The sequence below is a fragment of the Novosphingobium sp. genome (assembly GCF_040398825.1).
Classification (GTDB): Bacteria; Pseudomonadota; Alphaproteobacteria; order Sphingomonadales; family Sphingomonadaceae; genus Novosphingobium.
Map to the genome: position 1 here is coordinate 186,966 of NZ_JBBATI010000004.1, position 14,114 is coordinate 201,079.

The 14,114-nt window shown below is 62.9% G+C and carries 14 protein-coding genes; 5 read left to right on the forward strand and 9 right to left on the reverse strand.

What is annotated here, in order from left to right:
• Positions 1-302 precede the first annotated feature (302 nt).
• From rpsA to ABWP89_RS04100, 3 genes are all read left to right on the forward strand, one after another.
• Entirely contained in the window at positions 303-2,123 is a 1,821-nt protein-coding gene (gene rpsA, locus ABWP89_RS04090; protein ID WP_353227422.1) for a 30S ribosomal protein S1, read from the forward strand.
• Positions 2,124-2,255: 132 nt separating this feature from the next.
• Complete coding sequence (gloB, locus tag ABWP89_RS04095; protein WP_353227423.1) at positions 2,256-3,023, forward strand: hydroxyacylglutathione hydrolase; 768 nt, start codon at positions 2,256-2,258, stop codon at positions 3,021-3,023.
• An 83-nt stretch (positions 3,024-3,106) separates the two neighbouring features.
• Entirely contained in the window at positions 3,107-4,132 is a 1,026-nt protein-coding gene (locus ABWP89_RS04100) for a LacI family DNA-binding transcriptional regulator (protein ID WP_353227425.1), read from the forward strand.
• Positions 4,133-4,409: 277 nt separating this feature from the next.
• Here the strand turns inward: ABWP89_RS04100 and ABWP89_RS04105 are convergent, their stop codons facing one another.
• The 8 genes from ABWP89_RS04105 to ABWP89_RS04140 form a co-directional block, all read right to left on the reverse strand.
• Positions 4,410-4,925 carry a F0F1 ATP synthase subunit B family protein gene (locus ABWP89_RS04105; RefSeq protein ID WP_353227426.1) on the reverse strand — a complete coding sequence of 172 codons (516 nt, stop codon included), beginning with the start codon at positions 4,923-4,925 and terminating at the stop codon, positions 4,410-4,412.
• A complete protein-coding gene (locus ABWP89_RS04110; protein WP_353227427.1) occupies positions 4,918-5,412 on the reverse strand; it encodes a F0F1 ATP synthase subunit B in 495 nt (164 codons plus the stop codon). Before ABWP89_RS04110 ends, ABWP89_RS04105 begins: the two co-directional genes overlap by 8 nt.
• A gap of 138 nt (positions 5,413-5,550) precedes the next feature.
• Positions 5,551-5,781, reverse strand: a complete 231-nt coding sequence (locus ABWP89_RS04115) for a F0F1 ATP synthase subunit C (RefSeq protein WP_353227429.1) — start codon at positions 5,779-5,781, stop codon at positions 5,551-5,553.
• Positions 5,782-5,819: 38 nt separating this feature from the next.
• On the reverse strand, positions 5,820-6,605 hold the full coding sequence (locus tag ABWP89_RS04120; RefSeq protein ID WP_353227430.1) for a F0F1 ATP synthase subunit A: 786 nt from the start codon (positions 6,603-6,605) through the stop codon (positions 5,820-5,822).
• Between the two features lie 82 nt (positions 6,606-6,687).
• Entirely contained in the window at positions 6,688-7,023 is a 336-nt protein-coding gene (locus tag ABWP89_RS04125; protein WP_353227431.1) for an AtpZ/AtpI family protein, read from the reverse strand.
• 268 nt (positions 7,024-7,291) lie between these two features.
• Positions 7,292-7,633, reverse strand: coding sequence for a YdbL family probable chaperone protein (locus ABWP89_RS04130; RefSeq protein WP_502915226.1), 342 nt, complete (start codon positions 7,631-7,633; stop codon positions 7,292-7,294).
• A gap of 68 nt (positions 7,634-7,701) precedes the next feature.
• Positions 7,702-7,959, reverse strand: a complete 258-nt coding sequence (locus ABWP89_RS04135; protein WP_353227434.1) for a YnbE family lipoprotein — start codon at positions 7,957-7,959, stop codon at positions 7,702-7,704.
• The gene (locus ABWP89_RS04140; protein ID WP_353227436.1) at positions 7,956-11,258 is read right to left on the reverse strand and encodes an intermembrane phospholipid transport protein YdbH family protein; all 3,303 of its coding nucleotides are present in this window, start codon (positions 11,256-11,258) and stop codon (positions 7,956-7,958) included. Before ABWP89_RS04140 ends, ABWP89_RS04135 begins: the two co-directional genes overlap by 4 nt.
• A gap of 48 nt (positions 11,259-11,306) precedes the next feature.
• Here ABWP89_RS04140 and radC point away from each other — a divergent pair, with 48 nt between their 5' ends.
• On the forward strand, positions 11,307-12,071 hold the full coding sequence (radC, locus tag ABWP89_RS04145; RefSeq protein ID WP_353227443.1) for a RadC family protein: 765 nt from the start codon (positions 11,307-11,309) through the stop codon (positions 12,069-12,071).
• A gap of 405 nt (positions 12,072-12,476) precedes the next feature.
• Entirely contained in the window at positions 12,477-12,953 is a 477-nt protein-coding gene (locus ABWP89_RS04150; RefSeq protein WP_353227438.1) for a hypothetical protein, read from the forward strand.
• A 340-nt stretch (positions 12,954-13,293) separates the two neighbouring features.
• Here the strand turns inward: ABWP89_RS04150 and ABWP89_RS04155 are convergent, their stop codons facing one another.
• Positions 13,294-13,740, reverse strand: a complete 447-nt coding sequence (locus tag ABWP89_RS04155) for a hypothetical protein (protein WP_353227439.1) — start codon at positions 13,738-13,740, stop codon at positions 13,294-13,296.
• Positions 13,741-14,114: the final 374 nt, after the last annotated feature.

The following is a 14,114-nucleotide window of genomic DNA, read 5'->3' on the forward strand; positions in this document are numbered from 1 at the left end:
CGGGATCTTTCGCAAAAGGGCCCCGCAACGCCGGGGCATGGGAGTGCTATGGGCGCAGACAGCCGATGGGGCCTTGATCCGGCGCAAACGGGCGGTTGCGATTCGTGCAATCGTGGGTGCAGTGATCGGTGCAGCTTGCCTTATCCCCAGCTTTCCACTAGGGGCGCGGTCATTCCGGCGGTGGCTGTGCGTGCACAATGCGCGCAGATGGCCCCGATGGAATACCCGCCATGGCGTCCGGCCCGGCGGGTGGATCGGCCCTTTTACCCCGCGGGCGAATTTTTCGCCATCGATACCCGATCATGCGCGGACGAAAGACCGGCGGAGACAACCGCCAGGCCGGAAATATCGTACCACAGGAACATACCCGCTTTATGGCAACCAACCCCACGCGCGACGATTTCGCCGCGATGCTTGACGAAACGCTCGGCAGCGAAGCCAATGGTGGCTTTGAAGGCCGCGTCGTCAAAGGCACTGTTACCGCGATCGAAAACGACAAGGCCGTCATCGACGTTGGCCTGAAAAGCGAAGGCCGCGTGCCTTTGCGTGAATTCGCCGCCCCCGGCATGCCGCATGGCCTGAGCGTTGGTGACGAAGTCGAAGTCTATGTCGACCGCGTGGAAAACGCCGACGGCGAAGCGATGCTCAGCCGCGATCGTGCCCGCCGCGAAGCCGCGTGGGACAAGCTGGAAAATGAATTTGGCGAAGGCAAGCGCGTTGAAGGCGTGATCTTTGGCCGCGTGAAGGGTGGCTTTACCGTCGATCTCGATGGCGCCGTGGCCTTCCTGCCCGGCAGCCAGGTCGATATCCGCCCGGTGCGCGATGTGCAGCCGCTGATGGATATTCCGCAGCCATTCCAGATCCTCAAGATGGATCGCCGCCGTGGCAACATCGTCGTGTCGCGCCGTGCGGTGCTGGAAGAAACCCGTGCCGAACAGCGCACCGGCCTGATCCAGAACCTGAAAGAGGCTCAGATCATCGACGGCGTGGTCAAGAACATCACCGATTATGGTGCGTTCGTTGATCTGGGCGGCATCGACGGCCTGCTCCATGTCACCGACATGAGCTACAAGCGTGTCAACCACCCGTCAGAAGTGATTGCCATCGGCGACACCGTGCGCGTGCAGATCATCCGCATCAATCAGGACACCCAGCGTATCAGTCTGGGCATGAAGCAGCTCGACAGCGACCCATGGGAAGGCGTTGCCGCCAAGTACCCGGTCGGCGCCAAGCTGTCGGGCACGGTTACGAACATCACTGAATATGGTGCGTTCGTCGAACTCGAAGCCGGCATCGAAGGCCTGGTCCACGTTTCGGAAATGAGCTGGACCAAAAAGAACGTCCACCCCGGCAAGATCGTTTCGACCAGCCAGGAAGTCGACGTCATGGTGCTGGAAGTCGACAGCGACAAGCGTCGCATCAGCCTGGGGCTGAAGCAGGCGCAGCAGAACCCCTGGGACGGCTTTGCCGAACGTCACCCGGTCGGTTCGGTGGTCGAAGGCGAAGTCAAGAATGCCACCGAATTCGGCCTGTTCATCGGGCTGGATGGCGATGTCGACGGCATGGTCCACATGTCGGATATCGCATGGGGCATTTCGGGCGAAGACGCGCTGGCGCTGCATCGCAAGGGTGAAGCGGTCAAGGCCGTGGTGCTCGATGTCGATGTGGACAAGGAACGCATCAGCCTGGGCATGAAGCAGCTGGAAAAGGGCGCTCCGGCGGCCGCACAGGCTGGCGGGAGCACCGCCACGGGCACTGGCGCCACCACCACCACCGGTGGCGGATCGGGCAATGCACTGCGCCGTGGCGAAGTGACCACCGTGACCGTGCTGGAAGTGCGTGACGGCGGGCTGGAAGTCCAGGCCGGCGAAGACGGTGCAACCGGCTTCATCAAGCGCAGCGACCTTGGCCGCGACCGCGACGAACAGCGCCCCGACCGGTTCCAGGTCGGGCAAAAGCTGGACGCCATGGTCACCGGTTTTGACCGTTCGAAGAAGCCGACCTTCTCGGTCAAGGCGCGTCAGCTGGCCGAAGAAAAAGAAGCCGTGGAACAGTATGGTTCGTCGGATGCCGGCGCATCGCTGGGCGACATCCTGGGCGCGGCGCTCAAAGCACAGCGCTAAACCGGGTCGGGCCTTAGCGCCCGCCCGCAACGCACAACAAAAGCCCGTCTGTCCTTGTGACAGGCGGGCTTTTGCTTTGTCGGGCGTCCTCGGCTAGGGTTGCCACGCACACCGCCAACAGCACGGGTAACCATGACTCTCGTCGTTCACCAATTCGCCTGCCTGTCCGACAATTACGGCTATCTGGTGCATGATCCCGCCAGTGGCGAAACCGTGGCGATCGACACCCCCGATGCCGATGCCTATCTGGCCGAGGCGGAAAAGCAGGGCTGGCAGATCACCCAGATCTGGAACACCCACTGGCACCCCGACCACGCCGGCGGGAACGAGGCGATCAAGACCCAGACCGGCGCGATCGTGGTCGCACCCGAAGGCGATGCCGCGCGCATTGCCGCGATCGACCGCACGGTGGTGGCCGGGGACACTGTTGCGCTGGGCGAATTTGCCGCGACCGTGATCGACGTTGGCGGGCATACCATGGGTCACAATGCCTATTACCTGGCCGACGCAAGTATCGCCTTTGTCGGCGACAGCCTGTTTGCGCTGGGCTGCGGGCGCATGTTCGAAGGCACCGCACCGCAATTCTGGGCCAGCCTGCAACGGCTGAAAGCGCTGCCACCGGCCACGCTGCTCTATTGCGCGCACGAATATACCGCCGGCAACGCGCGGTTTGCGCTGCATGCCGATCCCGACAATGCCGCGCTGGTGGCCTATGCCGCAGAAATCGCCGACAGGCGTGCCAACGGCCTGCCCACCGTGCCCGCGCTGCTCGAACGCGAGCTGGCGACCAATCCGTTTCTGCGCGCCGATGATCCCGCGATGGAGGCGCGCTGGGGCCATGACGGCGATGCGGTGGCAACCTTTGCCGCACTACGCAGCGCCAAGGACAGCTTTCGCTGATCAAACGATAACAGAACAGACCCGGGCCGCCACGGCCGGGCGCACTGGGGGGCAGGCGTTGACGTGCATCATGGCTGAAAACAATGGCTGAAAAACGCACTTTCAGGGTGACGTCGTTCGACGTGGCAGAGGCCGCCGGGGTCAGCCAGTCGACGGTCAGCCGTGCGCTGGCGGGCGATACTTCCATCAGCGAACCCACGCGCAAACGCGTGGTCGAAGCCGCGGCACGGCTGAATTACCAGGTGGATGAAAACGCCGCGCGGCTGCGACGCGGGCGCACCGGCACGCTGGCATTGGTGATGATCTGCCGCCCCGGGCAGGATCGCAAAGACCTGAACCCGTTCTATTTCGCGCTGCTGGGCAGCACTTGCGCGGCGGCGGCCGCGCGCGGCTATGAAGTGCTGGTGGCGTTTCAGGACAGCGAAACCAATTTCTGGGGGCACTACCAGGAACGCCGCAAGGCCGATGGCATGATCGTGATCGGCACATCCGAAAACACCGCGGCGTGGGACTATTTCGGCCAGCTGCCGGAAAACAGCCACTGGGTGTGCTGGGGCGCACCGAGCGACGCGTTTCCCTGGGTGCGCAGCGATAACCACGCCGGCGCAATGCTGGCCACGCGGCACCTGCTGGCGCAAGGATACCACCAGATCGTCTGCCTGGGGTCGGAAACCACGCCACAGCGGCAGTTCAAGGAACGCTATGACGGCTATGCCGATGCGATGCGCGCTGCCGGGCTGGAGCCGCACCTGCAACGCATCGAGCGCGGGTTGCCGCGCGAAGAACAGGGGCAGCGCGCCGCCGCCGCGCTGATCGACAGCGGGCGGCCATTCGATGCCGTGTTCGGCGTCAGCGACGAAATCGCGCTGGGCGGATTGAAAGAGCTGGTCCAGCGCGGATACCGCGTGCCCGATGACGTGGGCGTGGTCGGGTTTGACGGCGTGCGTGCGGGCGCCTGGTCGATTCCGCCACTCACAACGGTCGAATCCGATTTCGAAGTCGCCGGATCACTGCTGGTCGACCGCCTGATCGCCACCATCGGCGGCGAGCCACCCTCACCCCGCCGGGTGCCGGTGCGGCTGGTTGTGCGCGGATCAACGCGGACGTGATGGGTTGATCCTATGGTGCGCTAGGGAATGGTAACCTAGCCCGGTTGCCAATCAACAATTGCCATTGAAACACAGAATTTTCCGCTCGTGCTGAGCCTGCCGAAGCACACGCGCTGCCTTTGACCCAAACGTTTTGTCCAGCGCCCAGATCAGGTGTTGCGCGTACGCTTCGACAAGCTCAGCATGAGCGGAATAATTTTTTATGATCTGCCTGGCACCTTACCAGCGCAGGATACCCGGTTGACGCAACGCTATCGTCAAACCATGCTCGCCCCGATCAGTTGGCCAGGCCGCTGATCGCCTGATCGACCAGCGCACGATCGGCTTCGGCGCCGTGGCGTGTTGCGATCAGGCTGGTGGCCGCATTGGTGGCGGCGGTCACCGCGCGCTGGCGCAGATCGGCGACGGCGGCGTGTTCGGCGGCGGTGATCTTGTCGGCCGCCATCTTTTCGCGCCGGGTGATCATGTCGGCGGTTGCCTCAACCGCGCGGGCAACGATCAGCTCAGCCTCTTGCCGGGCGTGTTCGATCATCGCTTCGGCATTTTTTTCGGCGCTGGCGATGCGTGCGGCATAGTCGGCGCGCAGCTGTTCCGCCTCTGCGCGCAGGGCGCGCGCCTCATCCAGTTGTTCGCGGATCGTGCGGATCTGTTTGTCCAGCATCCCGGACAACAGCGCCGGCACCTTTTTCCAGACCAGAATGGCGATGAATACCGCCATCGCAGCGCTGACAATCGCCACCGGGGGGGCAAAGCCGAACAGCAGGGGTTCGGCAGCTTCGTGCAGATCAGCCATGGACAAAGGCCCCCTTCACGGCGCCACGCGCTTCTTCAGCGCTGATGGAAAGGCCGGCGACGCGCAGGGCAATATCCTGTGCAACTTCGGCGGCCACATGTTCGATTTCACCCAGCGACGCATCACGCGCGGCGTTGATGCGGCCTTCGGCAGACGACACTTGCGCCTCGATCCGGGCAGACGCGGCGGCCAGGCTGGTTTGCGTGGCAACAGCGGCCTGGTGTTTGGCGGCAGTGATCAGTTCGTGCGCCTTGGCGCGCTGTGCAGCTTCATTTTCGCCCCACGATTCCTGTTCTGCCTCGGCCGCGCTGCGCGCAGCTTCGGCAGCAGCCAGATCGGCGGCGATGCGCTGGTTGCGGTCGGTCATGGTGGTCATGACCTTGGGCACCATGCCCCGGCCAACCACAAAGAACGTCAGGCCGAAAAACACCAGCATCCAAAAGATCTGGCTGAAATAGGTGCCGGCGAGCTGGCTGATCTGAGGCATGACTGGCTCTTTTTTTGCGCAAATACGTCAGAATGGTGTTGCGCCACGTTGCGGTGGCGCGCCCGGATCAAAAGGCAGGCGCGGCGGCCTGCAGGGCAGGCCGCCGCAAACCGGACCCCCGTCAACCGGGGTATTTGTTCACTTGACCACGAAAATCAGGATCATCGCGACCACGAACGACAGCAGGCCCAAAAGTTCTGCCGCAGCAAAACCGATGAACAGACGGCCCTGCTGGCCATCGGCCGCACCGGGGTTGCGCAGCGCGCCTTCAAGAAAGTTGCCGAACACGACGCCAACGCCGATCGCGGCCAGACCACAACCAATCGCGGCGAAGCCCGCACCGAGGACCTTTGCAGCTTCCATGTCCATTTCAAAAACTCCCTGTAAAAATCTGAGGTAAAAGGATTTTAGTGAAGGTTTTCTGCGTCGTTCAAATAGACGCAGGTCAACAGCGCAAACACATAGGCCTGGATCCCGGCGACCAGAATTTCCAGCGCGCAGATCACGACCATCAGGATAAAGCTGGGCACCGCCGCAATCGCAAAGGCCATCGGTCCGGAATTGCCACCGGTGATCACAAAGCTGGACAACACTTCCAGCAGCACATGACCGGCCATCATCGCCACGAACAGTCGCAGACCCAGCGAGAACGGGCGCACCAGGAACGAGATCAGTTCGACCAGAAAGATCAGCGGGATCATGAACACCGGCGTGCCGTGCGGCACGAACAGCGAAAAGAAGTGCAGCTTGTGCTTGGCAAAGCCGACCAGCAGCACGATCGAAAATGCCATGACCGACAGCACGCCGGTGGCGGTAAAGTGGCTGGTAAAGGTATAGGGGTGCAGCCCGATCAGCCCCAGCGGCACCAGGCCGATGTAGTTGGCGAACAGGATGAACATGAACAGCGAAAAGATATAGGGCACATATTTTTTGCCATTGGGGCCAACGTTGGTGGCCAGCATGGCATCGATGAACCCGGTGAAGCTTTCTACCGCCATCTGCCAGCGGCCGGGCACCAGTTCGCGCCGCAGGCCACCGCTGACGAACAGCATCAGTAACCCGGTCGCGATGGCCATCCACAGCGCCGAATTGGTAAAAGCAATGTTGTGACCGGCAATCGCCCAGTTGTCCGAACCGAACAGCGGTTCGATGGCAAACTGGTTCATCGGATCGACTTTTGCTTCGGCTGCCACGCTTAAGTCCCTGCCTGCTTGCATGCGTATCGAATAAACCGTCCGTAACCCGGACCATGGTCGGGCACGATCGCCACTGCGATCAGCCCTGGCCAGGACGCGAATTGCGGATAATATTCCTGAAAGCGACGAAAATTCCGAAGAACATCATCCCCAACAGGCCCCATGGCTGCGTCCCGGCAAACTGGTCGATGACCCAGCCCAGAAACAGCCCCCCCGTGATGCCACCGATCAGATCACCCAGAACCCGGTTGCCCGCGCGATAACTGGCATCGCTGGGCTTTGTGCTTTCCGGAACGGACTCGCCTGCTTCGCGCGCGCGGGCTGCTTTCAGCCGGGCTTCGAGCGATTGGGCGCGTTCATCCCGGTTGGGTTGATCGCCTTTGATCGGTGCCAAGTCGGGCCTGTCATCGTCCATGCATCGCATCCTGGCCGGGGGTCAGCGCCGGGAAAACCCGGCCAGCCCCCCGCTGGTGCGGCGCACGACCGACACCAAGTCCGCCGAGAGCGCCTGCCCATTAGGCGGGGGTCCGGCCCAAGTCAACCCGACCAAAGCGCGCTTTTGCGCAATTGCAGCACCGTGCCGGCTGGCCGCCTGACCGCTGGAAATGCGTTGGCGATTCGTATGCGCCGCGTGGCAGCGGGCCGATGCCGACATCCCGACACGACAGTGTCGGGTCAGACAATCACGGACAGCGCGGATCGCGGATCGGCATCCCGGCCCCACGCGTCTGCCACGACCCGTCGGGCGCCTGGTAGCGTTCGCCCGGCGTGGTATGCGAAATCAGCAGGCAGCCCGATGTCAGCGCATATTCCTCGATCGTCGCGCCTGCACCCTTGGCCTTGTCGGCATAGACCGCGCGGCGCTTGATATTGATATCTTCGATCGTCTTGCGCAGATCGGGCGCCGGCGGGGTGACAAAACCCAGATAGCCATCGACCTTTTCGCCGACCTGGCCGGCCGAACGCGCGGCGGCATAGACCGGGTCGCGCGCCTGGGCAAAGGACGGCAGCGGGGCGACCAGCATCAGCGCCACCGGCGCAAGCCACAGCGCAGTTCGGATCGGCAGACGGGTCGGTCGGGCATGGTGCACCATCAGAATATCTCCGCATTTTTGTCGATCGTCTGGTTGGCATCGCTTGCCAGCCGATAGAGTACCTCTGTCTTGATATTGATATTCAACTCGATCACGATCGGTTTCTCCGGCGTTTTGACCGTGATGCAGCCGCTGCTGCCCATGACCAACGCAATCCCCACCGCCGATTTTGCCACCACCGGCCGGCATCGGGACATGACCGACCCCCGGAGATTGGCTAAATACGCGACAGGGACATTCACGCGCGTTGTCGTCATGGCATGGTTCCGCTTGCTTGAGGCTGAATGACATTGGTGATTGGTGGCAGGGCAGAACCCGCTGTGCCCGCGCCGTGATGGTGAATGGCATGACCCTGCGCATCGATCAGACCGATCAGGCGCGGATCGCGCACGCCTTTCGGATCGTAAAGCGGGCGGATGGAATCCAGCATCGCGTAAAATTGCGCGCGCACGTTGACATTGAAGCGGATCGGCAGCCCGGCGATCTGGCGCGTGATCAGGTTGCGGGTGGTCCCTTCGCCCTGGCGAATCCCGCTGAAACTGACGCGCGTAATGACTTCGCCCGCCAGATTGCCCTCCAGCCCGATGGTCATGCCGGTATAATCGATCGAACGGAGCATGCGGAAAGCATAGTTGGCCATGGGCGACAGGTCTTTGTAGGTCAGCGCGCCGACATAGCTGACATTGCCACCTGGCGCGCGGCTGACCAGTTCGCCCGCCACAATGTGCCCGCCGGTGGCATCGAACACCAGCGGCAGGCGCCCATCCAGAGTGCCGGTTGCCGACAGGTTCGACATGTTGATGTTCTGCAAAAAGCGCCCGGCCTGAAGCCCGTTGATCACCAGGCTGAACTTGCGCGGTTCATCAACAGCCATGTGCAGTTCGGTCGGCGCAAGGCTTATGGTACCGCCCTCAAACGGCCATTCCGCGCGGTTGAGCCGCACCACCTGATTGGCGAGCAGTTCCAGATCGATCGTGCCGTTGGTGACCTCGATCCCCGGATTGATGCTGGCAATCTTCAATAACTGGTGCGGCGCGGTGACCAGATGGATCAGATCGGTGAATTCGATCGTGCCCGACAGGCCTTCGACCGGGCCCACCGCGGCGGCAAAATCGAAATCGTCGCTGCCAAACCGGCCGCTGCCGGTCACGCCCCCGTTGGGCGCATTGGTGTCCCAGCCGAACCGAGCGGTGCCTTTGATCGTGCCATTGGCATTGGCGATCACGCCCTTGGCCAGAATCGACAGATCGCTGGGTTGCAGCGCGGCCAGTGCCGCGCCCGCCGCTGCCTTTTTGCCGGATTCGCGAAAGGTCAGCGTGTCGATCGTCACATCGGCCTGGCCTTTGCCGCTGCCCAGATCGTGGCGCAGCGACACCCGCGCCAGGTCGATCCCGTTTTGTGGCGTGACCAGCCGGGCCTGTGCGGATACCGCCCCATCGCCCAGCGTGACCGTGGCATCGCGCACCGCCACCGGGGCGAACCGCGCGGGCGTGGTGCGGTCGGCCAGCGTGAACGTGCCGCCCGCCAGTGTCAGGTGTCCGCCGTCCAGTTTCCATGTGCCTGCCGCGGCATCGACGCTGGTCGGCAGGGCGGCCATGGTCAGCGCGCCGCCCGCAAACGTGCCGCCCAGCGCGCCCCTGGCCGATACCGTGTCCGCCACCGTGATCGCGGCCAGATGCGCGCGGGTGGCATCGGCGCCGGTGCCCAGCGTGACATCGACCGCATTGAGCGTGCTTGCGCCGGGCCAGACCAGCCGCCCGGCGCCGGTGGTCAGCGCAAAGGCCGCATCGCCAGACCGCCCGCGCAGCACAAGCCCCGGCAGGCTGGCGCCTATCGCCACGCCATTGCCGGCCGACCGCACCACCGCGCCACCGATGGGGCACAGCGCCAGCGTGGTCTTGCCCAGATCAAGCGTGCCCGCGCGCAGCCGGTCAAAGGTCGGGCGCACACAGCGGCGCAGCATGGCAAGTTGCCCGTTGCCGGCCAGCGTGCCTTCGACCGGCAGCATCAGATTGTCGATGCTGCCGCTGCCACCGGTCGCCCCCCCATGATCCTGGCTGCCAAACGGCCCGCCGAGCATGACCGTGCCGGTAAAATCGAGCGCGCCGTCGCCCGCCTGGCTGACTGCCATCGCCGGAACTGCCAGCCTTGCGCCGCCCGCCATATAGGGCGCGAGTGCCAGCTGAAACCGTGCCCGCCCCAGCACGCCTGCGGTCATCGTGCCGCTGATCTGCGGCAGATCGGCGCCAAGGGTGGCAAAATTGCCTGCGACGCGCGGGATGTGCCCATCGCCGCCGACAATCGCAAAGTGGTCGGCCCGCGCCAACGTGGCGCCGCCGCGCCCGCCGCGCAGGGCCAGCGCGGGCATCACCAGCCGCCAGCCCGCAGCATCGGCGTGGATGCCGATCGTGCCATCGATCCGGCTGCCGGGTTCTTCGCGCGCCAGTGCTGCCAGCGCGCGCTGGGCCAGCGGCGCCAGCGGGGTGCCCGCCGCCCCGGTCTGCAGCCGCTGCAGCGCGGCCAGCACTGCCGGCCCGCGCGCAAGCCCCTGCCCGGCAATGTCGCCGCGCAGATCGAATGCCGACGTGGCAGGACGGGCATGCAGCACACCATCCAGCCGCACCGACCCCAACCGCAACGACGGCGCGGCCAGCCCGCGGCCATCCAGCGTGATCCGGCCCGACAGCGCACCCTGTCTGGCATCCCAGCGCAGCCCGGCCTCTCCGCCCAGCCCGGCCAGACTGGTCTGGCCGGCGCTGTCGATGCGGCCCGTCGCGATGCGGCCACCCACCGTCCATTGCGCCAGCGCAGCGTCGCCCGCGACGGTCAGGTTGATCAACCCGGGCGCGGCCCGTGTCGTGCCGCAATGCGATGCGCCCAGCCGCAGTGGCCCGGTCAGCGACGGACGCCCGTCGCGGGTGGTCACATCGGCATAAAGCGTGGTGCGCGCAATGGTACAGGCATCGGGCCCAGGTGCGGAACGTGCCTGCGGCACCACCACGCCCAGCTTTGCGGCAAAGCCGTTCGCCAGCGGGCCGCTGCCATCCAGCGCAAAGGCCAAGGGACCATAGCTGCTGTCAATCCGCCCGCGCGCGTCGATCAGCGCCAGCGACCATGGCGGCAGGCGCAGCGGCGCGGTCGTTGGCGCGTTGATTACCGGGTCGAGCGCGCCGAAATGCAGCTGGCCGTTGGTCAGCGTGCCGAACAGGCGCGGGCGCACCAGCACGATACGGTCGATGACCGGCCCGGCCAGCCCATAGCGCAGCGCGATTTCCACGCGTTCGACGGTCAGGTCGGGATGCGCGGGGTCACCCACAATCACCGCGCTGATGACTTCGCGGCCCACCCCGATCGAATCGATGTGGTACCGCATCGGCAGATGCAGCGCGGCCAGCTGCCGGTCGATCAGGTCGGACGCGATCCGTTCGCGCAATCCCCACGCCCCGCCCAGCACGAGCGCCAGCACGCCGGCCCCGGCCAGCGCGCCACGCCGCGCCGTGCGCCAGCGCGCACCGGTGCGCGGCACCGGCTCCGCCAAATCCGAATGGTCCTCCATCAACCCCTTCTTGCGCAGTTGCCCCGCTTCGGCAATGCACTGATGGCGATGGAAGATGAACCGAACCTGTTTGCCCCGCCGGAAAAGCGCGGCCGTGACGCAAAGCCGCGCAAGCAAGACAACCAGCGCGTGCGCGAAACCGGGCACGACCCGTCTGGCCACCGCGCGCGGCTGCGCCAGCGGTTGCTCGATGGCGGGGATGACTCGCTCGCCGATCACGAGGTGATCGAATATCTGTTGATGACCGCAATCCCGCAAAAGGATGTGAAACCGCTGGCGCGCGTGCTGATCCAGACATTCGGATCGCTGGCCGGGGTGTTCAATGCCGAACCGCGCGCGCTGATGCAGATATCGGGGATCAAGGAAACCGCCGCCGCCGCGCTGAAAATCGCCGGCATTGCCGCGCGGCGGCTGGCGCTGACGACGATGCGCGAAGAATCGGTGCTGTCCAGCTGGCAGGCGCTGATCGATTACCTGCATATCGATATGGCGCATCTGACGCACGAACGCGTGCGCGTGCTGTACCTGAATGTGCAAAACCGGCTGCTGCTGGATCAGGTGGTCAGTGATGGCACGCTGGATGAATCCGCGATCTACACCCGCGAAATCATTGCCAAGGCGATGGCGATCGGCGCCGCCGCGCTGATCCTGGTGCACAACCACCCATCGGGATCACCCCAGCCCAGCCGCGCCGACATCCAGGTCACGCAAAAGATTATCGAGGCCGGGCGTCATCTGGGCATCACCGTCCACGACCATGTCATCATCGGCCGCGAAGGGCACGTGTCGCTAAAGGCCAAGGGGCTGATTTGAACGGCGCGCCGGGGCTTATTCCTATCGGCGCCGAGCTAACCTCGTAGCGCGTTGTTTTCCCTAAGCAGCATGGACAAATTGCGCGGAAGGAGTGTCCGCTTTGAGTATGTCTTGCGTCAGCATTGAACGGCAGGGAATGGAGGAAAGCGGACTCTCGGCAACGCACTCCTCGTCATTCCTGCGAACGCAGGAATCCAGAGTGGATGGCAAAACCTGTTGATTGTACAAGACGATTTTGTCGCGGAGCCGTGGTACCTGGATTCCTGCGTTCGCAGGAATGACGATTGTAAGGCCGCAATTGGAGGAAAGCGGACGTTAACAGATTAAGATATAGAAAGTGGCAACTGACCTGCGATTTGGCCAGTGCAACGAACGTCGAGCAGTCCGATTGGGATTCATTGACCTGTGCGCGGAAAAATAGAGCAGAAGCAACTCGGTAGCGCACTCGCCGCTGGCGGCGTGTCCGCAATCGCCGTTGCCTTCCTCGGAGGATGTTTTTACCCATCGGTAATGGTGTGGATGTCACCTTATCCGACCGCCGGGGCGCAAACCTCGGACGGTGACATCAGCTTGGGAAATTTATTAGATATTGGAACCGTGGCTGCAATGGCCGCATTGCCGGTAACGGTGGTGCTGGGTTGCCTAGTTGGCCTGCCTGTATTCCGTTTCTTGGTCCAACGAGGCTCCTCAAATGTCGCCGAATACGTTGGTGGTGGCTTGTTCGTGGCGATCGCTGGGGCAGCACTCGTCTGGATGGCACACGTCTTGTCAGCCGACTTCTTGATTGACAGCGATTTTCGGTTCGCCGAACTGCTGATCGGCATCAGCGGCCCTGTCGGGGGTATGACCGTTTGGTCTGTTTTACAGCATTCCAGACAATGACCCAAGGTGGTGTCATTTTCGATGCCGATCGAATTGTCTTTCGGAGTCCAGGTTAAAAAAGTCGCGATGTTGGAAAGGCCGGGGCTGCGTAGAGCTCCCAGTTGGGCGAATCGCATAGCCTTCACTTAGCAACGTCGACAGAACACTCGCATCCACGGGAGTGTCGGATTTTTGGGGCGATTGCTGCATGTCGGGTCCTGGTGCAGATCAAGCCAAAGTCGATGGCCAGCTTTCAGGGAATGGCTGCAGTCGTCGCTATGTCGGCAAATGGAAGGAGGCTGCCATTCTCGATAATCTCGGAAACGAAAACGAGCCGGGAGTGGAATCTGGGCTCACACTTTTAGAAGCGCTTCAATTCAAGCACCTGAGCGGTAAGGTTATGTTTGACCCCAACGTCATTAAGCAGCGCAGACAGTCCGTCGATGTCCTGTTCATGCATCCAACCGTTAAAATAGCGCACGTTGTTACCTTCTCCTATATAAAGTTCTTCTGTGAAATGACGCGGGATAATCACATGCGTGACCTCGCCATAACCGACCGGTTCCAGCGAAGCCCAAGCGAAATCTCTCACGTAAGTCTCGAAGAGGTCGGATTCTAGTGGTAACTCGCCGCGAAAGTAAATGGCATCGCAGGCTAGGCAACCGAAGGTTGTGAACGTACTCGACGAACGCTTTGGCTCAGGAAGTGTTTGCCCATCATTTTCGATGGCTTCGATGGCAGGTTTACTGCGAACTGGGTGACACAGATGTCGTGCTGCAATCGTCAAAAAGGTGCGAATTTCATGCATAACTAGCTGACGGTATAACGGCACCGATTAAGGGTTGTTGAATGTCTGGAAATGGGGCGAATCCGGCACGGCACCTTTTCGCCTAGAATGCCCGAAAGCGGCCCCTCGCGCCCGACCTGAACCAACGGCGGCTATTGGTCTATGCGCGTCGGCTCGGCTATGGCAGGAACTGGAGGAAAGCGGACTCTCGGCAGCTCACTCCTCGTCATTCCTGCGAACGCAGGAATCCAGAGTGGATGGCAAAACCTGTTGATTGTACAAGACGATTTTGTCGCGGAGCCGTGGTACCTGGATTCCTGCGTTCGCAGGAATGACGATTGTAATACCAAAGTGCATTGATCAGTACCCATGCGCCCAATATCGGAGGCCGATGG